This window comes from Halomonas sp. FeN2, assembly GCF_020595105.1.
GTDB lineage: Bacteria > Pseudomonadota > Gammaproteobacteria > Pseudomonadales > Halomonadaceae > Vreelandella > Vreelandella neptunia.
Map to the genome: position 1 here is coordinate 2,485,218 of NZ_CP074200.1, position 23,118 is coordinate 2,508,335.

Sequence of the window (23,118 nt, forward strand, 5' to 3'; positions counted from 1 at the left end):
CACTCTCCTAGTTTATTAACCATAGCTCTTCACAAACGCTACTCGCCCAACCCGCTGAACGGTAGAACGACGGCCATTGATTATGTATACGGCTTTTTAATGATTCTTAGCATCATTTTAAAAACGATTTTTAAGGGCTCTTTTAAGGGCTTACTCAAGAGCCCTCTTTAATTGCTTTCTTTCCGCCCTATGGCTTTGTCACTTTACAGGGACGCAGCCAATCAATCTTCTCTAACTGGCGGCCTCGGGTGACGGCCAACGCGTAATCGGTGACGTCTTTAGCAATCGTAGACCCAGCTCCTATGGTAGCGCCTTTGCCCACGGTGACAGGCGCCACTAGCGCAGTGTTAGAGCCAATAAAAGCATTATCGCCTATCTCAGTGTGGTGCTTATTAGCGCCGTCGTAGTTGCAGGTGATGGTACCCGCGCCGACATTCACATCTCGGCCTAAACGGGCATCACCCACATAGCTTAAATGATTAATCTTACTGCCCTCGCCCACATCGGCGTTTTTGGTTTCAACAAAATTACCTACCTTGGCTTTTACCGCTAACCGCGTGCCGGGGCGAAGTCGTGCAAAGGGGCCAATCTGGTTGAGGCCCGCCGCCACGGTGCGCTCTATAACGCTGTGGGTATCGACGACACTCTCTGCACCAATGGTGCTGTTTTTGATCACGCAGTAGGGGCCAATGCGTACGCCCTCGCCTAGTTCAACCTCACCTTCAAATACACAACCCACATCGATAAACACATCGTGACCGCAGGTCAAACGACCGCGCACATCGAGCCGTTCGGGGTCGGCAAGAGCGACGCCCTTTGCCATTAACCGATCAGCCAACTGGCGTTGATAAACGCGTTCCAAGCGGGCCATTTGCGCTCGATTATTAACCCCTTCCACTTCAACGGCGGAGGCCGGTTGAGCGGTGCATACCTTGATACCTTCCGCTGCGGCCATGGCAATGACATCGGTCAGGTAGTACTCACCCTGGGCATTATCTGCGGAGAGCTGTGGTAACCAGCGTTTAAGCTGGGTACTCGTCATGGCCATAATACCGGTATTGCACTCGGTGATCGCAAGCTCGGCGCTGCTGGCATCTTTTTGCTCAACAATGGCCACCGCTTCGCCTGCGTCGTCACGCACAATCCGTCCATAACCCGAAGGGTCAGCTAGCGTTACCGTCAACAGCCCCATGTGCTGCTCATCCACATGGGCCAACAGCTCGCTAAGGGATTCACGCTGCAGCAGCGGTACATCGCCGTAAAGGATTAACACCTTGCCGCTACCCAACTGCTCGAGCGCTTGCGCCACCGCGTGCCCGGTGCCCTTCTGCTCGGCCTGAACGGCAAACTGCACGGCATTTTCTGCTAGCGCTTCGCGCAGTTGGTCAGCGCCATGACCAATCACGACATGGGTTCGATCCGGCTGCAACCCTAAAGCAGTATCCAGCACGTGCTGCACCATTGGCTTACCCGCCAGAGTGTGAAGCACTTTAGGTATTTGTGAATGCATCCGCGTGCCTTTTCCCGCGGCGAGAATGACGATATCCAATCCTTGCATACTATTCACCTATTACTGATGGGTCAGCGGGCGCTTGGTCGGCTGCGGCGGGGCTGCTGGTCGTTGGGGGTTGTCGTTGTTCAATGCCCAACTCATTTATCAACGCTTCCCCAAAATAATTAACAAATTCAGGGCTCGCAATGCTACGCCACTGCTCGCCATCACGCACCAGCAGGAGTACTTTGAGATTGTTCTCAACGGCCAGTTGCATCGCCTCCTGTTCGCCAACCACTAATAGCGCCGTCGCCCAGGCATCCGCCCAGGCATTGGAGGGGTGAAAAACCGACACCGAGGCAAGCTGGTGGGTCACCGGTCGGCCTGTGCGCGGATCGATGGTGTGGGAAAAGCGCTGTCCGTCTGCTTCAAAATAGTTGCGGTAATCACCCGAGGTGGCCACCGACATACTCTCTAGCGGGATAATATGCTGAGCACGCTGCTGGCCATCTTCAGGCACCTCAATGCCAATCTGCCAGGGCGTTTGTTCTTCCTCATCACGCAGGCCACGGGCGATTAGTTCTCCGCCAATATTGACTAAGTAGTGCTCCAGCCCCTGCTGCTCCAGGTATGCAGCGACCCGATCCGTTCCATGGCCTTTGGCCACGCCAGAAAGATCGACAAACACATCGCGGATACGCCGCGCCTGCATATTTTGGGTATCGACTTCTAAAGCGTCATAACCTACCTGGGACAACTGCTCAGCAAGAGCATCATCGGCGGGCACCTCTTCTGGCCGCGCACCGGGGCCGAAGCTCCACAAATTGACCAGATCGCCCACGGTAATATCAAAGGCGCCATGGCTGGCTTCAGCGACGGATTGGCTAATCGCCAATACCTCAATGAGCTCATTGGAGAGCGGCTGCCACTCCTCCAGCGGAGCCTCGTTAAAAGCGATCAGTTCGGCATCATCGCGATAGGTGGACATTACCTGATCAACGTTCTCTAGCTCTGCTTTGAAGCCCTCTTCCAATTCAAGGGACTCGCCCTGAGTGAGCGGATCCATAATGGTCACCTGGTAGAAGGTGCCGAAAATATTGCCATCAAAGCGTACCGGTGGTTCCAGAGGTCGATCACTCTCTGAACAGCCTGCCAAGCCTAACCCCAAGCCCAGCAGTGAACCCGTTACGATCAGCGCACGTCCCCACCTTGCTGTGCATTCAACAGCCTTTTTCATCGTTGCTTTATCCTAAAAATAAAAGAACCACAGCAGCCAGGCGCCGAACAGCACGCGATAAATCACAAAGGGCTGCATTCCCAATTTTTTTATAACCACCAGAAAGTAGTGAATACACAAGTACGCGCTTATTCCCGATAGCAGAGTGCCCGCCAACATCGCGATCCAATCAATCGACTGTGGAGCGCTAAACAGCCCCACTGCTTCGAGGCCACCTGCCAGCACAATCACCGGAATTGACAGTAAGAAAGAGAAGCGCGAGGCACTTTCTCGGCTCATACCTACCATCAGCGCCGCGGTAATAGTAATCCCCGAGCGCGAGGTGCCTGGGATGAGCGCTAGCGCCTGGGCACCGCCAATAATCAGCACATCCTTCAAACGCAGTTGGTACTCGCTGCGTGTCCCCTCTTTACGCCAATCGGCATACCCCAACAATAGCCCGAAACCAATTAAACTGAAGCCGATAATCAGCGTAGAGCGCATAAAATGAGAAATAACATCGTGCAGTAGCAAACCAATAAGCCCCACCGGGATGGTCGCTAACGTCACCCATAAAGCCAGTCGCGCGTCTTCATTAACCCCTTTACCGCTGATCGCAGCCAGGCTACTCACCACCATCTGCCAAATTTCCTGCCGGAAGTAGATAATCACCGCAGAAAGGCTGCCTAAATGCAGGGCAACATCAAAGGCTAGGCCCTGATCTTGCCACTCGGTCAGCACAGGCACCAAGATTAGGTGAGCAGAGCTTGAAACGGGTAAAAATTCTGACACTCCCTGAACAACCGCTAACACCACCACCTGGAGCCAATCCATAAAAAATCCTGTGTATAGAAACAATTTAGTGGTTTGCAATGGCGCTTAAGGATACACATCCGCTTATTCGTTGTCCGCCAATGCCGTTGCTGACACTCGCCACCACTGACACACAAAGGCGCCGTTTCGCAGCCTAAAGACAGTGGAGGCTATAGAGGATATAAGGAGTGCGCTACAATAGGCGTCTATTGAATGCGTGCGCCCTTGCAAGGTACCCATGACTCAGACCATCGAAACGCCAGTGGTTCACGACCAAGCGCGACTTAGCCAAGAGGCCAAGCGTGTTACCTACATCGGTGCGTGGTTGGATGCCCTGTTGAGCATCGTCAAAGTCACGATCGGCTTTATGGTTGGCTCAGCGGCATTGATTGCCGACGGTATTCACTCTCTATCAGATTTAGTCACCGATGGCTTTGTCTTGGCGGCCATTCACTATGGGCGTCAGGAGCCCGATAAAGATCACCACTACGGCCACGGCCGTATCGAAACCCTGACGACCCTGCTGCTGGGAAGCGTACTGATTTTCGTGGCTGGCGCGATTGCCTGGTCGAGCCTGGATCGCCTGTTTAGCGGCACTGACGTTAACGCCCCGGGCGCGGTGGCAATCGTGATTACCGTCATTGCACTGTTTAGCAAAGAGTGGATTTTTCGCTACACCATGCGGGTCGCCAAGCGGGTAAAGTCGAAATTACTTGAAGCCAACGCTTGGCACTCACGTAGCGATGCGCTCTCCACTGCCGTAGTACTGGTGGCATTGGTGGGTGCCCAGTTCGGCCTGGGTTGGTTGGATGCCGTGGCCGCCATCATTGTGGGTTTATTGGTCGGCAAGGTAGGTTTGGACTTGCTGTGGGAGTCGGCACGGGAATTGGTGGATACTGCGCTACCTGAAGATGTACAGGATCAGATGCACGATGTGGCCTGCAGCGTTCCGGGTGTGGATAGTGTTCACGATCTGCGTACCAGGCAATCCGCCGGCTGGGTAATGGTTGATCTACACGTGGTGGTGGGGCCGAAAATTACCGTGTCGGAAGCCCACGAAATCGGAAACGAAGTCAGCCGCCGCCTACGCCATGAGTTTCCCGCGCTCACCGACGTCATCTTCCACGTTGACCCCGAAGACGACGCCGGGGCGGGTGATCCAAGCCGCCTTCCCGGCCTCCCGCTCCGCCCTGAAGTAGAGGCCGCGCTGGATGCGCGCTGGTACAAACACCCGGTGTGGCGCACCCTGAACGAGCTTCAGTTGCACTACTTGGAGGATAAGGTGTCGGTATCGTTGATCATTGATGACGCGGTGCATCAGCCGCCCCAGTGCCTCGCTAGTCAGCTAAAAGCGCTGGCTAGCGATATCGAGTGGCTCGGCCACGTTGAGGTGCTGTTTATTACCCGAGCGGCCAGCAGCTCCATGCGCTAATCCTTAAACCCTTACACTGCGCTTAAGAAAGCAGCAACGTGGCGATACTGAAGTAGATCACCACGCCAGAAGCATCGATAAGCGTGGTCACCAGCGGTGCCGATGCCGTGGCGGGGTCGACCTTAAAGCGCTCTAATACAAACGGCAGGCACATCCCCAGCAGGCTACCGAACAGCACGATGGTGACCATGCTAAAGGCAACTACCATCGCCAGCGCTTCGCCCCCTCGCATTATGCCAATCGGCGTTACCGCGATGGCCATGGTGATACCCAGTGACCCGGCGACAAGTAGCTCGCGGCCCAGTAGTTTGCCCCAATCTTTGACACCCACGTCACCGGTCGCCATACCGCGCACCATCAGTGTGGCTGCCTGGGCCCCAGCGTTACCGCCACTACCGATCAACAGCGGTAAAAAGAACACCAGCGCTACCTGGGCGGCAATGGTCTCTTCAAAATAGGCGATCCCAGCTCCCGAAAACAAGTTGGCAAAGACCAACAGTACCAGCCAAAACACCCGTTTGCGGTACAGGCTCCAGAGCGGCACACGGCTAACGCCATCTTCCAACTGGCCGATCGACATGCCTTTGTGGAAATCTTCGGTGGCCTCCGATTCGGCCACGTCCATGGCGTCATCGTGAGTCACGATACCGACCATACGATCTTCCGCATCAATCACCGGCAGTGCTAACAGGTCGTACTTCGCCACAATTCGGGCGACATCTTCCTGGGCATTATCAACCCGGGTACTGATGACATCTTTGATCATAATGTCATCAACAATGGCACCGGGGCGTGCCACCATAAGCTGACGCAGCGACATGGTTCCGATCAATTGCCCGTCGCTATCGAGAATATATAGCTGGTAGACCGTTTCCGCATCGGGGGCCGTCTGGCGTACCCGCATCATTGCTTGCGACACCGTCATGCCACTGGCTATGGAGACATAGTCAGAGGTCATAATGGCGCCGGCGGTACCCTCTTCGTAGCTGGCAAGCCGCTTTAGGTCTTCCCGCTCGCGGTGGGCCATGCGACGCAGGAGTGCTTCACGGCGATCTTCACTGAGGAGATTAAACAAATCGGCGCGTTCGTCCGACCCCATCTCTTCCAGCAGCTTAAGTACCTGGCTGTCATTCAGTTCCCCGACGACCTCAAGCTGGCTCTCACCGGGCAAATAGCCCAGTACGTTCGCAGCACGCTCGGCAGACAGAATATCCAGCAACGAGAGAGCCGCAGGCAGCTCTTCGTCATCTTCAATCATTTCTTCGAGCACTTCACCGATATCCGCGGAGCGGGTTTCGGCCAAACGCAAGGAGAGCACCGATTTACTGGGCACTTCCTTGGCCAACTCGTCGAGCAGCTCGGCTTTTAATTCCTGTAGGCTTTCATCATTCAGTGCCATGACTCTCCCCCTTGCGCTTACAAGCGTCGTGCTGCCGAACTAATCCATCGCCCAGCCCATCCTACTGACCAAGCTCGTCATACTTACTTATTTAACTGCCAAACAAAAAAAACGCCCCTTAAACCCTGGTAGCGGGTTTAAGGGGCGTTGGACACACGCCAAGTGCGTGGGTGTTAGCCTTTACCCGCCTTTTTACGCAGCTGCTGAATCGTTCGCAGCTGTGCAACGGCTTCGGCAAGTTCAGCGGCAGCGCGAGTATAATCGAGCTCCGATGACTTCTCATTAAAGGCTTTCAGCGCCTGCTGACGTGCTTCTTCGGCAGCGGCCTCGTTGAGGTCGCTGGCACGCGATGCAGAGTCGGCCAGAATCGTCACGACATCCGGCTGGACTTCCATGAAGCCCCCCGAGACAAAGAAGTTCTCCTCCTTGCCATCATCGTGAATCACGCGAACCGGACCCGGCTGAAGCTCGGTCAGCAGCGGAGCGTGACCCGGCAAAACACCCAGGTCACCCATAATCCCGGAAGCAATCACCTGCTCAACGGTACCTGAGAAGATCGATGCTTCAGCGCTGACGATATTGCAAGTAAAGCTATTCGCCATAGCGAATCCCCCTAATGGACGGGATTACTTCTTCATCTGGTTGGCTTTCTCGACGGCTTCGTCGATGGAGCCGACCATATAGAAGGCCTGTTCCGGCATATCGTCGTATTCGCCAGCGAGAATGCCCTGGAAGCCACTGATAGTGTCTTTCAGTGAGACATACTTACCTGGTGAACCGGTAAATACTTCGGCCACGAAGAACGGCTGCGACAAGAAGCGCTGGATTTTACGCGCCCGGGAAACGGCCAGCTTATCTTCATCAGACAGCTCGTCCATACCCAGAATGGCGATAATATCCTTAAGCTCTTTGTAGCGCTGAAGAACGTTCTGCACACCGCGGGCGGTGGCGTAGTGCTCTTCACCGACGACCAGCGGATCCAACTGACGCGAGGTGGAGTCCAGCGGGTCGATCGCCGGATAGATACCCAGTTCGGCGATAGAACGTGCCAATACCACGGTAGCATCCAGGTGCGAGAAGGTGGTCGCCGGCGACGGGTCGGTCAAGTCATCCGCAGGTACGTAAACGGCCTGTACCGAGGTGATTGAGCCGGTTTTCGTCGAGGTAATACGCTCCTGCAGAACGCCCATCTCTTCAGCCAGCGTAGGCTGATAACCTACCGCTGAAGGCATACGACCCAACAGTGCCGATACTTCGGTACCTGCCAGGGTGTAGCGGTAGATGTTATCGACGAACAACAGAACGTCGCGGCCTTCATCACGGAATTTCTCAGCGATGGTCAGGCCGGTCAACGCTACGCGCAGACGGTTACCCGGAGGCTCGTTCATCTGACCGTAAACCAGCGATACCTTATCGATAACGTTGGATTCCGTCATTTCGTGATAGAAGTCGTTACCCTCACGCGTACGCTCACCCACACCGGCAAATACAGAGTAGCCGCTGTGCTCGGTGGCGATGTTGCGGATAAGCTCCATCATGTTAACGGTTTTACCAACACCGGCGCCGCCGAACAGGCCAACTTTACCACCCTTAGCGAACGGGCAGACCAAGTCGATAACCTTGATACCAGTTTCCAGCAGCTCGTTAGAGGCTGCTTGGTCGGCATAGCTCGGTGCTTTGCGGTGGATCGGCATACGCTCTTGCTCACCGATCGATCCCGCTTCGTCGATCGGCTCGCCAAGTACGTTCATAATACGGCCCAGCGTTTCCTTACCTACCGGTACGGAAATAGCGGCACCTGTGCTGGTCACGTCCATGCCACGCTTCAAGCCCTCAGTGGAGCCCATGGCAATGGTGCGCACCACGCCGTCGCCCAGCTGCTGCTGGACTTCGAGGATGGTCTCAACATCGGAGACCTTCAGCGCGTCGTAGACCTTGGGCACAGAGTCCCGCGGAAACTCTACGTCAATCACCGCGCCGATGATTTGTACGATACGTCCGCTCATCTTGGTTCCTCTCTAAAACCTGCAAATGAAACCTGTCTGCCGGGAGCCGTTTAAATAATTGGCTCCCTAGGCGTTATACGGCAGCAGCGCCGCCGACGATCTCAGAAATTTCCTGGGTGATGGCGGCCTGACGGGCCTTGTTGTAGACCATCTCCAGATCGTCGATAAGGCCGCCTGCGTTGTCAGTGGCACTTTTCATAGCGATCATTCGGGCGGCTTGTTCACAAGCGCCGTTTTCCACTACCGCCTGATACACCTGCGATTCGATGAAACGAACCAGCAGGCTATCAAGCAACGCCTTGGCATCCGGTTCATACAGGTAGTCCCAGCTTCCGGGACGGGCGTTTTCGTCGTCTTGCTCAGCGTCTGCACCCATATCAGGCGACAGCGGAAGAAGCTGACGAACCACTGGCTTTTGGGTCATGGTGTTCACAAACTCGTTGTGCACCACGTAAAGCCGGTCGAGACGTCCTTCATCGTACGCTTCGAGCATGACCTTAATACTGCCAATCAAACCTTCAACGGTCGGGGCTTCGCCTAAACCACTTTTCGCCGCCACCAAATTGCCACCGTAGTTGCGGAAAAAGGTGCTGGCCTTAGCGCCCAGAGCACAGAAATCCTGCTCTGCGCCCTGCTTTTTCCACTCGCTGGCCTGTTTGAGTAAGGCTTTGAAGAGGTTGTGGTTCAAGCCACCGCACAGACCACGGTCTGTAGAGACCACAATGTAACCAACGCGCTTAACCTCGCTACGCTCGACCATATAGTCGTGCCTGTACTCGGGGTTAGCGTCAGCAATGTGGCCGACCACGTTGCGGATCTGCTTAGCGTAAGGCTGACTAGCTCTCATCAGATCTTGCGCTTTACGCATTTTAGATGCAGCCACCATTTCCATGGCGCTGGTGATCTTCTGCGTATTTTTAATGCTCCCGATCTGGGTGCGTATCTCTTTTGCAGCTGCCATAGCGATCTACCCTTCGTTCGTGGCTCTCAGAAAGCATGCAAACCCGCCCGCAGGCGGGCCAGACATTACCAGCTCTGAGTCGCCTTGAACTTCTCGAGACCCGACTTCAAGCTGTCTTGAATCTCACCGTTGTAGTCACCGCTCTGGTTGATCTTGTCGAGTAGATCACCGTGCTCAGACTTCATGTAGTCGTGCAACGCACGCTCGAAGTCCAACACTTTGGTCACGTCGACGTCGTCCAGATAACCTTCGTTGGCGGCGTACAGCGAGAGCGCCATCTCGGCAACTGACATTGGCGAGTACTGGTTCTGCTTCATCAGCTCGGTAACACGCTGACCGTGCTCAAGCTGCTTACGCGTCGCTTCATCAAGATCAGAGGCAAACTGCGAGAACGCCGCCAGTTCACGGTACTGGGCCAAGGCTAGGCGTACGCTACCGCCAAGCTTTTTGATGATTTTGGTCTGCGCCGAACCACCAACACGAGAAACCGACAGACCTGCGTTAATCGCCGGACGAATACCGGAGTTAAACAGGTTGGTTTCCAGGAAGATCTGACCGTCGGTGATCGAGATCACGTTAGTCGGAACGAACGCAGAAACGTCGCCCCCCTGGGTTTCGATGATCGGCAGGGCGGTTAAAGAACCGGTTTTGCCTTTCACTTCACCGTTGGTGAACTTCTCAACATAGTCGGCGTTAACGCGCGCAGCACGCTCAAGTAGACGCGAGTGGAGATAGAAGACGTCACCAGGGTAAGCTTCACGACCTGGCGGACGACGCAGCAGCAGCGATACCTGACGGTAGGCAACGGCCTGCTTCGAGAGATCGTCATACACAATCAGCGAGTTCTCGCCGCGGTCGCGGAAGTATTCGCCCATGGTGCAGCCAGAGTAAGCGGCCAAGAACTGCATCGGAGCAGGATCGGCGGCGCCAGCGGCGACAACGATAGTGTGCTCCATGGCGCCATGCTCTTCGAGCTTGCGCACCACGTTGGCAATGGTCGACTGCTTCTGACCGATAGCCACGTAGACACAGGTCACGCCTTTGCCTTTCTGGTTGATGATGGCATCAATGGCAATGGCGGACTTACCGATCTGACGGTCACCGATGATCAGCTCACGCTGACCACGACCGATCGGCACCATGGCGTCGATCGATTTCAGACCGGTTTGAATCGGCTCATCGACGGATTGACGAGTGATAACACCTGGCGCCACTTTCTCAACGGCGTCGGTCATGGTGGTGTTGATGTCGCCTTTACCATCGATGGGGTTACCCAGCGCATCGACCACGCGACCAATCAGCTCAGGGCCCACCGGCACTTCGAGAATACGACCGGTACACTTGGCGGTCATGCCCTCTTCGAGCTGCAGGTAGTCACCCAGCACCACGGCACCCACGGAGTCACGCTCCAGGTTGAGTACCATGCCAAAGATGCTGTTGGGGAATTCGATCATTTCACCAAACATCGCGTCTTCGAGGCCGTGAATTTTCACGATACCGTCGGAAACGGTGACGATGGTGCCCTGATTATGGGCTTCGGATGCGACGTCAAGCTTTTCAATTCGCTGCTTGATGATGTCGCTGATCTCGGAAGGATTCAGTTGCTGCATGCCATGTCCCTCAGACTCAAGCGGTTAGCGCGTCAGTTAGGCGGTTCAATCGACCACGTACGGAGCCGTCAATGACGGTATCGCCAGCACGCAGGATGACACCGCCAATAAGCGACTTGTCCACCTGAGTAGTAATAGAGATTTCGCGATTCAGACGTTTCTTAAGCGCGTTCGCTAGCTTCGTTTCTTGCTGACTATCAAGCTCGTAAGCAGAGGTGACGTTCACTTCAACCCGCTGCTCGTGTTCGGCACGCAGGTGCTCGAACTGATCAGCAATGGATGCCAACGCCATCAGGCGGCCCTGGTCAGCCAAAACAGTCAAAAATCGCTGCAAAGCCTCATCCTGTTGCTCAGGAATAAGCTCGACAAGCAGCGACACTTTTTGCTCGCTGTCTAATTTGGGACTGCTTAGCCGATGGCGAACGACGTCATCTGCTACCGCAACACTTAAAAAACTCAGCGCTTGTGACCAGCTATCAAGCGCCTCATGATCACGCGCGTATTCAAACGCTGCCTTAGCGTAAGGACGAGCGACGGTAAGTAATTCCGCCATGGTTCACCTCCTTACAGTTCAGCAGCAAGCTCATCGAGTAACTTGCGATGGGCTTGTTCGTCGACCGACGCTTCAAGAACACGCTCGGCACCCATAACGGCGAGATAAGAGACCTGGGCACGAAGTTCATCCTTAGCGCGATTCACTTCTTGCTCAATCTCGGAACGTGCACTCGCTACTAGGCGTTCGCCTTCGGCGCGAGCCTGTTCGCGGGCTTCTTCAACTATCTGGGCAGAGCGTTTGTTGGCCTGCTCAAGAATCTGAGAAGCTTGCTCCTTGCTTTCGCGCAGCGTCTGTTCTGCCCGCTCTTGAGCAAGCTCAAGATCACGGTTAGCACGGCTGGCTGCATCCAAGCCATCAGCAATTTTTTTCTGACGCTCATGAAGCGCGTTGCTGATCGGAGGCCACACATACTTTAAGCAAAACCAGACAAAGATCGCGAAGGCGATCGTCTGCCCGATTAGCGTCATGTTGATATTCACAGGAATGTACCTCTGACAAGTTCGTGGCGACCGGAGTGAAACAAAACCGAGCGATTAACGCTCGGCTGAGCTGTCATTAACCGGCAACAACGAAGATCAGGTACATTGCGATACCAACACCGATCATCGGAACGGCATCCAGCAGACCTGCCATTAGGAAGGTTTTGGTTTGCAGCTGGTCGCCTAGTTCAGGCTGACGCGCTGTAGATTCCAGCAGCTTACCACCCAAAATAGCGAAGCCAATGCCGGTACCTAGAGCGCCGAGACCGATCATGATGGAAGCGGCAATGTAGATAAGTTCCATGGTAATGCTCCTAGTTTTTCAAGTTAAAGGTCGAGGGTTGAGGTTAAGGGTTAATGTGTTTCAAGCATTGCTCGGATTAGTGATGCTCGTGTGCAGCACTTAGATACACCACGGACAGCACTGTAAAGATGAAAGCTTGTAGTACGACGATCAAAATATGGAAAATGGCCCACGGCACATCCAGCACCCAGATAGCCCAGAACGGCAGCATGGCGATCAAGATAAAGATCACTTCACCGGCAAACATGTTGCCGAACAGACGCATCGCCAAACTAAACGGTTTAACCAGCAGCGCGACGATTTCCAACAGGAGGTTGAAAGGAATCAGCGCCCAGTGATTAAACGGCGTCAGTGACAGCTCTTTGGCGAAACCACCCACGCCTTTAACCTTAAAGCTGTAGTAAAGGATCAGCCCGAATACCCCTAGTGCCAAGCCCAGCGTGGCGTTCACATCGGTGGTGGGGACAATTTTCATGTAGTCCACGCCCAGCTTACTGAACAGCACGGGGAAGTAGTCGACCGGAATAATTTTGAGCGTGTTCATGAACAGAATCCACACGAACAGCGTTAAGGCCAAAGGAGCAATGATCGGGTTATGCCCTTTGAATGTTCCTTTGATCATGTCCTCGATAAACTCGACGACCATTTCAACCGCATTTTGTAGGCCACTGGGTACACCCGTGGTGGCCATTTTGCCCGCTTTGCGGAAAATCCAGATAAACAGCAACCCCATGGCAATCGACCAGCCCATGGTATCCAGGTGAATGGCCCAAAAGCCCATTTCACTTGCTTCTTCTGCTGAATGCGCCAGCGACCAGCCGTTTTCAGGGTGATTGCCAAAGGTCAAATTCTGCAAGTGGTGCTGGATATAGTAAGTCGTTGAGACTTCGTTTCCTGCGGCCATGGATGTGTCACCTCAATCAGTTGTGCAATTTTCTAGGCATTAGCGTTTTTTGGCATTAACCAAGGCGTAAGCCAATGCGTTAGAACAACCGCAACATAAGCATAAAAAAAGAAAGTAGGGTTTGAGGGGGGCGCTGCCACGAACACTGCGACAAACAGTGCCACCGTCAAACCAAACTTGCCAGCCTCGGCACGAAACAGGCGCATCGCAGCCTTTGAAGGGCTAGTCCCGCGCAAAACCCCCATTCGCTTGATAAAAAAGGCATGCGGTAATAAGGCTACCAGCGCCCCTTTAAACACCGATGACACGCCTTCTAAATCGGCGACTAGATAGGCGGCCAGCATACCAACGAAGGTGATCATCAGTTGCGCGATCGTGAGTCGAACGACATAGGCTTTTCGACGCTGGGTTTCGTATCGCTGCATACCGGCCCAGCCTCACTGATAAAAACCAATACCTCGACAAGCTAATAGCTAGACAAACCAAGGCAACCTGCACAAATCTTGCGCGATTATAGGGAAGCGCTATCACACCTTCAACCGAAGTCGCACCGATTTTGCTCGCTTAAGGGCTGATTTGCGACCAAAGGGGGAAAACGTGTGCGCTTCTGACGTGATATTTAATAGCCTGCTATTTAATATGATTTAAGATACCGTCCAATTCTTCGAGGCTGGTATAGCGTATCGTTAACTTACCTTTGCCTTTTTGACCATGATCAATGGAAACTGGCGCGCCAAGCAGCTCGCCAAGGTGGGTTTCAAGCTTGGCCACATCGGGCTGCTTACTTTGACGACTAGGCGTTTTGATTGGCGTTTGGCTGGTTTGGACTTTTTTCACCAGCGCTTCGGTGGCCCGCACCGTCATATCGTTATTGACCACCTCATGAGCCACCTGCCGCTGCTGGGTGCTGTTGAGCGTTAACAGCGCCCGTGCGTGGCCCATATCCAGGTCGCCGCGTTCGAGCAGGGTTTGCACTTCCGGATCTAGCGCCAACAGACGTAACAGGTTGGCCACCTGAGTGCGCGACTTACCCACTGCGTCGGCAATCTGCTGCTGGGTAAGCTCAAACTCTTCGCCCAGACGCTTGAGCGCCATGGCTTCTTCGATGGCGTTGAGGTTTTCACGCTGAATGTTTTCAATCAGCGCCAGCGCCAGGGCAACTTCATCACTGACTTCACGGATCACCGCCGGGATAACGTCCAGCTCGGCGAGCTGAGCTGCCCGCCAGCGGCGCTCACCGGCAATAATTTCGTAGCGATCCACGCCGATTGGGCGCACGACGATGGGCTGCATCACGCCCTGGGCCCGAATGGAGTCTGCCAGCTCTTCTAGCGCTTCGGGCTGAATATCCCGGCGCGGCTGATATTTACCCCGCGTTAATTGCCCTAACGGCAGGCGTTCAAGGCGATCTTCGCTAACGTCGTCGGCCGCGGCACTACGCGCGGCGTCAGAAAGCTCCAACAGGGTGCCACTACCGGCAAGTTCTAAGCTGTCACGGCGACGGGCACCGGCACCAATCAGGGCATCCAGGCCACGTCCCAGCGCGGGTTTACGCGTCATTTGCTTTTCCTCATTTTATAACGCTAGGCGACGAATCATCTCTTTCGCCAACACACGATAGGCCTGGCTACCCCGGGAGAATCGGGCATATTGCGTAACGGGTAACCCGTGGCTCGGCGCTTCGGCAACTTTTACGTTGCGAGGAATGGTCGTTTTCAACAGCATGTCGCCAAAATAGTCTCGCAACTGCTTATCCACTTCCCGCGTTAAGCTGGTGCGCTTGTCGTACATAGTGCGCAAAATGCCCGCAATGGCCAGATCAGGATTCACATTTTGCTTAATCTGCTCAACGGTATCGAGCAGGGCCGACAGCCCCTCCAGGGCGTAAAATTCGCACTGAAGAGGGATCAGCACGCTATCGGAAGCCGTTAATGCATTCACGGTTAGCATGTTCAAAGAGGGCGGGCAGTCGATCAACACTACGTCATAGGCATCCGAGACCGAAGCCAGTGCGCTGGTTAAGCAGCTCTCGCTTTTATCGCGATCCAACAGCTCGACTTCAGCGGCGGTGAGATCACCGTTACCCGGCAGTACGTCATACTTGACCGCCAGCTTTTTGACAATCGTATCAGCGGCCGTTGCTTCGCCCAGTAGAACGTCAAGCACGCTTTTATTGAGCTCGTACTTATCTATGCCGCTGCCCATGCTGGCATGGCCTTGGGGGTCAAGATCCACCAGCAGTACGCGACGGTCGAGCGCAGCGAGACTGGCCGCCAGGTTAACGGCCGAGGTGGTCTTGCCCACGCCGCCTTTTTGGTTGGTCAGGGCAATGATCTGGCTCACTTGCTCAACTCCTTCTGGGGGTCAGAATCAACGTTCAGCTTTCAATCAATATTCAGCTTTCACATTTAGCTTTCAACATCCAAGATCAGCAGCTGCCGCTGGGCTGCCTCAAAGGGTACTTCCAACAAATGACGCTGGTGTAAACGTATACCGGCGGGCAGGTCGCGCAGTTCATCATCCGCCCCCGGGCCTTTCATGGCTAACCACTGGCCATCGGCGCTGGGTAGCTGGCGGGTCAAGGTGACAAAATCGACCAAGCTGGCAAATGCCCGGGAAATCACCTGATCGAAAGTGGCGGCTTCAAACTGTTCCACCCGCGCCTGTACGGGAGTGACGTTTTCAAGCCCGAGCTCCATTACCGCCTGGCGCTGAAAGCGCACCTTTTTGCCATTGCTGTCCAGCAGTGTCACATCAAGCTGAGGGGCTAATATCGCTAATACGATGCCAGGAAGTCCTGGGCCCGCGCCCACATCCAGTAGCCGCGGCCCCTGCACATAGGGCAGCACAGCGGCGCTATCCAACACGTGGCGCGACACCATGTCATCCACCTCGCGTACCGCTGTGAGGTTATAAGCCCGGTTCCACTTGTGCAACAGTGCCAATAAGCCTAGCAGCTGCTGGCGTTGATGTTCGTCAACGGCGATGCCTAACTGGCTAAGGCCTTGATCGAGCCGTGGTGCAACGCTTGCAGGCAGAGTTTTCAACAGTGGGTTCAACGAACTCATCCGTTAACTACCTCAGCTGCGGCCACCAACCGGCGCTTTTTCAGATGCACCAGCAAAATAGAGACGGCCGCCGGGGTGACGCCTGAAATCCGCGCCGCATGGGCAAGCGTTTCCGGCCGCGCTTCAGCCAGCTTTTGGCGAATTTCGTTAGACAAACCTTCCACTTTTAAATAATCCAGTTCTGCAGGCAGTGGCGTGGCTTCGTGGCGTTTGAGTTTATCGATCTCATGCTGCTGGCGATCGATATAACCTTGATACTTTGCCTGAATCTGCACCTGCTCGGCGACTGCCGGGTCAGTGACCAGGGTGCCCTCAATGCCGGGTAGATTGGCCAAATCGCTGTAATTCAATTCAGGACGTTTAAGCAGATCACTCAGGCAATACTCGCGAGTGAGCGGTGCCCCAGTTTTTTCGGCCACTTGTTCAGCCGCAGGGCTTCCCGGTTGTATCCACAGGGTGCTTAACCGCGCGCTCTCTTGTTCGATAGCCTCGCGTTTTTGGCTAAACGCTGCCCAGCGCGTGTCGTCGACAATACCCAATTCCCGGCCCGCTTCGGTTAAGCGCAGATCCGCGTTGTCTTCCCGCAGCAGCAGGCGGTACTCCGCACGTGAAGTAAACATGCGATACGGCTCTTTGGTGCCCATGGTAATCAAGTCGTCGACCAGTACACCAAGATAGGCTTCATCGCGACGGGGATACCAGGCGTCCAACTCCTGGGAACGGCGGGCGGCATTCAGGCCCGCTAGCAACCCTTGCGCGCCGGCTTCTTCGTAACCGGTAGTGCCGTTGATTTGGCCGGCAAAGAACAGGTTGTGGATAAATTTTGTTTCCAGCGAGTGTTTTAAATCCCGCGGATCAAAAAAGTCGTACTCAATGGCGTAGCCAGGCCGGGTGATATGGGCGTTTTCCAGACCTTTGATAGAACGCACGACCTGAATCTGCACGTCAAAGGGTAGCGAGGTCGAGATGCCGTTGGGGTAGAGCTCATGGGTATCCAGGCCTTCGGGTTCGATAAATACCTGGTGGCTGGATTTATCGGCAAAGCGATGAACCTTGTCTTCGATCGATGGGCAGTAACGCGGTCCGATCCCTTCAATGACGCCGGAATACATCGGCGAGCGATCAAGGTTGGCCAGAATCAGATCATGAGTCTGCTGATTGGTGTGAGCAATATGGCAACTCACTTGCTGAGGATGCATTTCCCGTGATCCCAGATAGGACATAACCGGCGTTGGGCTATCGCCGGGCTGCTCTTCCAACTGGGAAAAATCTACCGTTTTGGCATCAATCCGCGGTGGCGTACCGGTTTTTAGGCGATCAACCCGAAACGGCAGTGCGCGCAGACGTTCGGCCAGCGCATTGGAGGGTGGATCGCCTGCTCGGCCACCTTTGCTTTGATCCAAACCAATGTGAATCACGCCACCCAAAAATGTCCCGGTACACAGCACGACGCTGTCCGCATGAAAGCGGATACCGGTTTCGGTGACGACGCCTCGTACGGTGTCGTTATCCACAATCAGATCGCCAGCGGCTTGCTGGAAGATCGTTAAGTTGGGCTGGTTTTCCAGCATTCCGCGGATCGCTGCCTTGTAACGGATGCGGTCAGCCTGGGCACGAGTGGCCCGAACGGCGGGCCCTTTGCTGGCATTGAGCACGCGAAACTGGATGCCACCCAAGTCCGTGGCAAGCCCCATGGCGCCGCCCAGTGCATCAATTTCCTTGACCAAGTGACTTTTGCCGATGCCGCCAATGGCGGGATTACACGACATTTGGCCCAGAGTTTCGATGTTATGGGTGAGCAGTAGGGTCTGACAGCCCATGCGAGCAGAGGCCAGTGCGGCTTCGGTTCCCGCATGGCCACCGCCGATGACTATCACGTCAAAGCGGTCGGGGTAATTCAAGAGACACCTCGTCTTGTGCCAATTGGCACGGATGATGTGGCCAGGCAGTCGATTCTAGACGCAGCCACCTTAGATCAATGAGGCGGCAAGTATAAACCCCCTGTGGGTAACCGTCAGGTTTTTCCACACCCCTAATCGATAAACAGCCTCTATTAATAACAACATAAATATAAAATAAGAGAAGTTCTGTAAATGTTGTAACTACTAGTGTGGACAATTTCTGTGCATAAGCGATTAATCATTAATTATTTCATCAACTTATATTGTTGACTTCTACATGTTTGAAGGCGGGAGTGCCTGGGCAGAAAGGGTGTTAAGCCTGTGGATGAAATAGCACCTTATCCACAGATGCAATTAGCCACGCCTTATCCACCGGCCAGTACCTGGGTTGTTACCGCACCTGTGAACAACCACCGTTGGGTGTGGAGCTAATGCTAAGAGGCTCCCATGGTAGGCCCTACGGAGATAAAAACGATCAATGTAAAAAAAGTTTATCCACAGGCAAAAAAATGGCCTGTCGTGTCGACAGGCCAGTAAAAAAGCGTCATTTCGCATTAGCGAACGGGTTATTTAGGTGCCAAGCGCAGGTCTATGCGAAGGCATGAAGTGATCACATTTAGTGTTTAAGCACCCGGGCAAGGAAGGATTGAGTACGTTCATGCTGCGGTGAATCGAACAGTTTTTCCGGGTGTCCCTGCTCGGTAATCTCGCCTTTATGGATAAAAATCACCCGGTCGGCAACCTCACGGGCAAAGCCCATTTCATGGGTCACAATCACCATGGTCATGCCCTCTTTGGCCAGTTCGCGCATGGCATCCAACACTTCACCGATCATTTCCGGGTCAAGCGCCGATGTGGGCTCGTCAAATAGCATCAGCCGGGGCTCCATGGCCAAGGCGCGAGCAAGTGCCACACGCTGCTGCTGGCCGCCTGAGAGCTGGCTGGGGTACTTATCGGCCTGGTCGGCGATACCCACCCGGTCAAGCAGCCGCTTGGCATTGCTGACCGCGTCGTCACGGCTTAAACCGCGCACTTTCATTGGCGCCAGGGTGACGTTATCAATGACACTGAGATGGGGAAACAGGTTGAATTGCTGAAAGACCATGCCCACTTCGGTGCGGATGGTCTGCAGTGCTTGGGTACTTTTACCATGGGGTAGCAGTTCGTTGTTATCGACCACCAGATTGCCTGATTGGAACTCTTCCAGGCCGTTAATACAGCGAATCAGCGTCGATTTGCCTGAGCCACTGGCGCCGATGATCACGACTACTTCACCGGGCACAATCGTAAGGTCAATATCGTTGAGTACGTGCAGGCTGCCAAAGTGCTTGTTGAGCTGCTGCATACGCACAATTGGTTGCGTTGTGTTGTTCAATGTCTCGCTCATTGCGCGTGTCCTTATTGTCCGGCCAGGCCTCTGCGCTCAAGTTGGCGCAGGATAATGGAGAGCGTCCAGGTGATCGCCAGATACATCAGAGCGACCATGAAGTAGACCTCAAGGGCCGTGAAGGTGGTGGCGATATAGATCTGCCCTTGGCGCACTAGCTCACCGACGCCGATTACCGAGAACAGGGAGGTGTCTTTGATACTGATAATGCCCTGGTTGCCAAGAGGGGGGATCATGCGCCGAAACGCCTGGGGCCAGATAACGTAGCGAAACGCCTGAGTGCGGGAAAGGCCCAGGGAGAGCGAAGCTTCCCCTTGACCGCGCTCAATCGACTGTACACCGCCACGCACGATTTCAGAGATGTAAGCACCGGAGTTAACGGCGATTGCGGCAATACCGGCGACCAGGGCGTTGATTGGCCCACCCAGAAGCTGTGGTAAGCCGTAAAAAATAAACAGCACTTGCACCAGAATTGGCGTGCCGCGGAATACTTCGACATAAATGATGGCCGGCCAGCGTAGCCAGCGCAGACGGCTAATGCGTAACAGCCCAAAAAATATGCCGATAAAAAAACCAATGGCCAAGCCGCCAAATGAGATAAGTAGCGTCCAGGGAATACCCGGCAGCAGGTAAGGGATAGACCCAAACGCCGCCGACCAATCAAACTGAAAATTGACGTCCACGCGTAGACTCCTGAAACAAAAAAGCAGTTGGCAAAAAATACATGATCAACGCAGCAGGGCCGGGGGTTTTGGCCACCCGGCCCTGTAATGGCGTTACGCTATTATTGAGGTTTTACGCTCACTCTTCGCTGGGGGCTTCACCAAACCATTTGGTGTAGATCTCATCGTAAGTGCCGTCTTCCTTCATCGCGGCGAGCGCTTCATTGGTGGGTTCCACCCACTCGCTGCCTTTGTGGAAGACGATGCCGTACTGCTGGCCTTCATATAGCGGGCCAACAACCTTGGTACGGCCTTCGCCACGTGTTTGCGAGAAGTAGGCGACGTTAGGGGCGTCATAGAGCACTGCGTCTACGTTGCGGCCTAGCAGCGCCATGTACATGTCGGCAGTTCCCGGGAAGGGGGTGATGTCCGCATCTTCGCCAAGCTCTTGCTGCAGGTAGTCGTAGCTGGTGGAACCAATTTTGGTACCGACGGCGAGATCCTGAAGGTCTTCTAGCGTTTCGACGCTGTCGTTATCGGCACGCACAATAATGCGAAGACCGGAATCGTAGTAGGGGTCGGAGAAGTCGACAACTTCGGCACGCTCTTCGGTAATGGTGGTACCGGCAATGGCGATTTCCTGGCTACCGGTTTGCACGGCGGGAATGATGCCGGAGAACTCCATGGTCGTGAGGTTGACTTCAAAGCCTGCGCGTTCGGCGACTTCGTTGATGATATCCATATCGAAGCCGACCATTTCGCCGGTCTCTTGATCCATCATTTCAAACGGAACAAAGCTTGGGTCAGTGGCCACGTTCACCGATGGCGTTTGGGCCATGGCGGCAGTGGCGCTGCCCAATCCCAGTGCAAGCGCCAGCGTCGTTTTGGTTAGGCTGAGTGGTAGTGCTACTTTCATAAGTTTCCCCGTGCTTTATGTGGCTGGTGGCGGGTTACAAAGCGGTTTTTACCGTTTGATGCTCTTTATAAACCGTTATTTAAGCCGTTGTTGACCTATTAACCTTGGCGAGAAACCGTCAGGGCGTCAAGTCACGGGGAGCGCTGCGGGCCAACGCTGTTTAGACCATAAAGGAGGCGCCGCAGCCGCAGGTGGTGGTTGCATTAGGGTTTTGAATGCGAAAACGTGCGCCCGCTAGGCCCTCTTCGTAGTCGACGGTGGAGCCTACCAAGTATTGGTAGGAGAGGGGATCAACCACTAGGGCTGCGTTACCGAACTCTATAACGGTGTCATCGTCGGCGACGTTTTCGGCAAAGTCGAAACCGTACTGAAAACCTGAACAGCCACCACCTGTTACATAGACCCGCAGTTTAAGGGATGGGTTATTTTCTTCTGCAATCAGCGCATTAATACGTTTGCGTGCGCTATCAGAGAGCAGTAGTGGAGTAGGAATAAAGGCTTCTGCACCGCTCATGGGTACCTCCCGCGAGCTTTAAGAACGAATAAATCGGCATTGGGGGGTGATTATGGGTAATTCCCAGCAAATTGGTCAACTATTGCTGGGAATTAGTTAGGTGAATCTTAGCTGGCGAGGGCAGGTTTCCGCGAGGGCGCTGTCTGGGCGCTACTTTCGACATCTGACCGCCATGGATGGCGGAAATGCCGGAATTGTCGGGAACATTATTCCGGCCCTGGAAAAAGACCCTCGCTCCAACCTGCCCTCGCATCACGTTAACTGCCTTGGTAAAGAACCCCTTTGAGGTATTCTCTGAATGCTGGTGTTTTGTTTGGTTCAAGGCATCAGCGCGGGGGCGGTGAGGCCGGTGTTCTCATCAAAGCCGAACATCAGGTTGAGGTTTTGAATCGCTTGCCCGGAGGCGCCTTTGACCAGGTTATCGATCACCGATAGCACGACGACGGTGTTGCCATTGCCCGGGCGGTGCACTGCCAAGCGGCAGGTGTTGATACCTTTGACACTGCGCGTTTCAGGATGGCTTCCCGCAGGCATCACATCAACAAAGGGTTCGTTAGCATAGCGCTGCTCAAAGAGTGCCTGCAGATCACCGGGGTCAGCGGTTAGCTGGCCGTAAAGGGTGGAGTGAATGCCGCGAATCATCGGCGTTAAGTGGGGCACAAAGGTTAAACCCACCGTGGATTGCTGGATATCCCTAAGTCCCTGGCTAATTTCCGGCAGATGGCGGTGGCCCGAGGCGCCGTAGGCTTTCATCGACTCGCTAGCTTCGGCAAGCAGTGAACCTACTTTAGCGCCGCGGCCTGCGCCGGTAACGCCGGATTTGCAGTCAGCAATGAGTTGGCCTGGGTCGATCAAACCCGCTTCCAGAAGCGGCAGGTAGCCCAACTGAACGCTGGTGGGGTAGCAACCGGGAACCGCAATTAAGCGTGCGTTTTTGATTTTCTCCCGGTGCATTTCCGGCAGCCCGTATACTGCCTCTTGCAACAATTCCGGGGCACCGTGGGCCTGGCCGTACCAGCGGCTCCACTCGTCAGCATCGCGCAGCCGGAAATCGGCCGATAGATCAATCACCCGAGTGCCGTTTTCGAGTAGCTCACCGGCTAGGGCGTGGGCAACGCCATGGGGTGTGGCAAAAAATACCGCATCCATGGCACCCAGCTGTTTGGCGTCCGGCTCGCTAAACGCCAAGGTGTCGTAATGGCCGCGCAGGTTGGGGTACATATCGCACACCTTGACGCCGGTTTCCGAGCGCGAGGTAATCATGGCGACGTTGACCTGGGGGTGCTGGGCGAGTAGCCGCAGTAACTCAACGCCGGTATACCCGGTACCGCCAACAATGCCGACCTTAATCACAAATCACTCCTTGCGGGTTACGCAGAACGGTTTTCACATTCGCTTCAGTTATACAGCCTAAGCGGATTGCTGCGCGCTGTCGAAGCTTAGCAGTCTATGATACACAAGAGAGTAGAGAGATAAGAACACTAGAACTCATCATCAG

General features: G+C 54.6%; 23 protein-coding genes. 1 reads left to right on the plus strand and 22 read right to left on the minus strand.

Going from position 1 to position 23,118, the window contains the following annotated elements; all coding sequences use genetic code 11:
• Positions 1–187: 187 nt before the first annotated feature.
• Genes glmU through KF947_RS11410 form a run of 3 tightly spaced genes read right to left on the minus strand, consistent with a single transcriptional unit; the run spans position 188 to position 3,542 of the window.
• The gene (gene glmU / locus KF947_RS11400; RefSeq protein WP_227404028.1) at positions 188–1,558 is read right to left on the minus strand and encodes a bifunctional UDP-N-acetylglucosamine diphosphorylase/glucosamine-1-phosphate N-acetyltransferase GlmU; all 1,371 of its coding nucleotides are present in this window, start codon (positions 1,556–1,558) and stop codon (positions 188–190) included.
• A 1-nt stretch (position 1,559) separates the two neighbouring features.
• Complete coding sequence (locus KF947_RS11405; RefSeq protein ID WP_227404029.1) at positions 1,560–2,729, minus strand: FAD:protein FMN transferase; 1,170 nt, start codon at positions 2,727–2,729, stop codon at positions 1,560–1,562.
• Positions 2,730–2,741: 12 nt separating this feature from the next.
• Complete coding sequence (locus KF947_RS11410) at positions 2,742–3,542, minus strand: undecaprenyl-diphosphate phosphatase (RefSeq protein ID WP_227404030.1); 801 nt, start codon at positions 3,540–3,542, stop codon at positions 2,742–2,744.
• A 217-nt stretch (positions 3,543–3,759) separates the two neighbouring features.
• On the opposite strand from KF947_RS11410, the gene KF947_RS11415 reads away from it, so the two are divergent.
• Positions 3,760–4,953, plus strand: coding sequence for a cation diffusion facilitator family transporter (locus tag KF947_RS11415; protein ID WP_223288270.1), 1,194 nt, complete (start codon positions 3,760–3,762; stop codon positions 4,951–4,953).
• A gap of 22 nt (positions 4,954–4,975) precedes the next feature.
• On the opposite strand, the gene mgtE is transcribed toward KF947_RS11415, so the two are convergent.
• The 19 genes from mgtE to argC all read right to left on the minus strand — a co-directional run bounded on the left by mgtE (position 4,976) and on the right by argC (position 22,973).
• The gene (gene mgtE / locus KF947_RS11420) at positions 4,976–6,352 is read right to left on the minus strand and encodes a magnesium transporter (RefSeq protein ID WP_133733153.1); all 1,377 of its coding nucleotides are present in this window, start codon (positions 6,350–6,352) and stop codon (positions 4,976–4,978) included.
• A 173-nt stretch (positions 6,353–6,525) separates the two neighbouring features.
• Positions 6,526–6,954 (minus strand): F0F1 ATP synthase subunit epsilon, encoded by a 429-nt coding sequence (locus tag KF947_RS11425; protein ID WP_088698265.1) that lies wholly within the window; start codon positions 6,952–6,954, stop codon positions 6,526–6,528.
• 24 nt (positions 6,955–6,978) lie between these two features.
• Positions 6,979–8,358 carry a F0F1 ATP synthase subunit beta gene (atpD, locus tag KF947_RS11430; RefSeq protein WP_227404031.1) on the minus strand — a complete coding sequence of 460 codons (1,380 nt, stop codon included), beginning with the start codon at positions 8,356–8,358 and terminating at the stop codon, positions 6,979–6,981.
• Positions 8,359–8,431: 73 nt separating this feature from the next.
• Positions 8,432–9,319 (minus strand): F0F1 ATP synthase subunit gamma, encoded by an 888-nt coding sequence (gene atpG / locus KF947_RS11435; protein WP_009286339.1) that lies wholly within the window; start codon positions 9,317–9,319, stop codon positions 8,432–8,434.
• 65 nt (positions 9,320–9,384) lie between these two features.
• Positions 9,385–10,929, minus strand: a complete 1,545-nt coding sequence (gene atpA, locus KF947_RS11440; protein ID WP_133733152.1) for a F0F1 ATP synthase subunit alpha — start codon at positions 10,927–10,929, stop codon at positions 9,385–9,387.
• 16 nt (positions 10,930–10,945) lie between these two features.
• On the minus strand, positions 10,946–11,482 hold the full coding sequence (locus tag KF947_RS11445; RefSeq protein WP_223288268.1) for a F0F1 ATP synthase subunit delta: 537 nt from the start codon (positions 11,480–11,482) through the stop codon (positions 10,946–10,948).
• An 11-nt stretch (positions 11,483–11,493) separates the two neighbouring features.
• Positions 11,494–11,964 (minus strand): F0F1 ATP synthase subunit B, encoded by a 471-nt coding sequence (locus KF947_RS11450; protein ID WP_022521052.1) that lies wholly within the window; start codon positions 11,962–11,964, stop codon positions 11,494–11,496.
• Positions 11,965–12,040: 76 nt separating this feature from the next.
• The gene (gene atpE / locus KF947_RS11455; protein WP_022521051.1) at positions 12,041–12,268 is read right to left on the minus strand and encodes a F0F1 ATP synthase subunit C; all 228 of its coding nucleotides are present in this window, start codon (positions 12,266–12,268) and stop codon (positions 12,041–12,043) included.
• Between the two features lie 76 nt (positions 12,269–12,344).
• The gene (gene atpB, locus KF947_RS11460) at positions 12,345–13,172 is read right to left on the minus strand and encodes a F0F1 ATP synthase subunit A (protein WP_133733150.1); all 828 of its coding nucleotides are present in this window, start codon (positions 13,170–13,172) and stop codon (positions 12,345–12,347) included.
• A 32-nt stretch (positions 13,173–13,204) separates the two neighbouring features.
• Positions 13,205–13,597 (minus strand): ATP synthase subunit I, encoded by a 393-nt coding sequence (locus KF947_RS11465; protein ID WP_133733149.1) that lies wholly within the window; start codon positions 13,595–13,597, stop codon positions 13,205–13,207.
• A gap of 205 nt (positions 13,598–13,802) precedes the next feature.
• Complete coding sequence (locus KF947_RS11470) at positions 13,803–14,732, minus strand: ParB/RepB/Spo0J family partition protein (protein WP_227404032.1); 930 nt, start codon at positions 14,730–14,732, stop codon at positions 13,803–13,805.
• 15 nt (positions 14,733–14,747) lie between these two features.
• On the minus strand, positions 14,748–15,515 hold the full coding sequence (locus KF947_RS11475; RefSeq protein ID WP_133733147.1) for a ParA family protein: 768 nt from the start codon (positions 15,513–15,515) through the stop codon (positions 14,748–14,750).
• 65 nt (positions 15,516–15,580) lie between these two features.
• Positions 15,581–16,240, minus strand: coding sequence for a 16S rRNA (guanine(527)-N(7))-methyltransferase RsmG (gene rsmG / locus KF947_RS11480; RefSeq protein ID WP_223288266.1), 660 nt, complete (start codon positions 16,238–16,240; stop codon positions 15,581–15,583).
• On the minus strand, positions 16,237–18,141 hold the full coding sequence (mnmG, locus tag KF947_RS11485) for a tRNA uridine-5-carboxymethylaminomethyl(34) synthesis enzyme MnmG (protein WP_223288265.1): 1,905 nt from the start codon (positions 18,139–18,141) through the stop codon (positions 16,237–16,239). The genes rsmG and mnmG overlap by 4 nt, the downstream gene beginning before the upstream one ends.
• 616 nt (positions 18,142–18,757) lie before the next feature.
• Positions 18,758–19,528 (minus strand): amino acid ABC transporter ATP-binding protein, encoded by a 771-nt coding sequence (locus KF947_RS11490; RefSeq protein WP_246638146.1) that lies wholly within the window; start codon positions 19,526–19,528, stop codon positions 18,758–18,760.
• Positions 19,529–19,539: 11 nt separating this feature from the next.
• The gene (locus KF947_RS11495; protein WP_180090860.1) at positions 19,540–20,211 is read right to left on the minus strand and encodes an amino acid ABC transporter permease; all 672 of its coding nucleotides are present in this window, start codon (positions 20,209–20,211) and stop codon (positions 19,540–19,542) included.
• 118 nt (positions 20,212–20,329) lie between these two features.
• A complete protein-coding gene (locus KF947_RS11500) occupies positions 20,330–21,106 on the minus strand; it encodes a transporter substrate-binding domain-containing protein (RefSeq protein WP_133733143.1) in 777 nt (258 codons plus the stop codon).
• A gap of 160 nt (positions 21,107–21,266) precedes the next feature.
• On the minus strand, positions 21,267–21,620 hold the full coding sequence (erpA, locus tag KF947_RS11505; protein WP_227404033.1) for an iron-sulfur cluster insertion protein ErpA: 354 nt from the start codon (positions 21,618–21,620) through the stop codon (positions 21,267–21,269).
• A 318-nt stretch (positions 21,621–21,938) separates the two neighbouring features.
• Positions 21,939–22,973: an N-acetyl-gamma-glutamyl-phosphate reductase gene (gene argC, locus KF947_RS11510; RefSeq protein ID WP_223288264.1), complete on the minus strand. Its 1,035-nt coding sequence runs from the start codon at positions 22,971–22,973 to the stop codon at positions 21,939–21,941.
• Between the last annotated feature and the right edge of the window lie 145 nt (positions 22,974–23,118).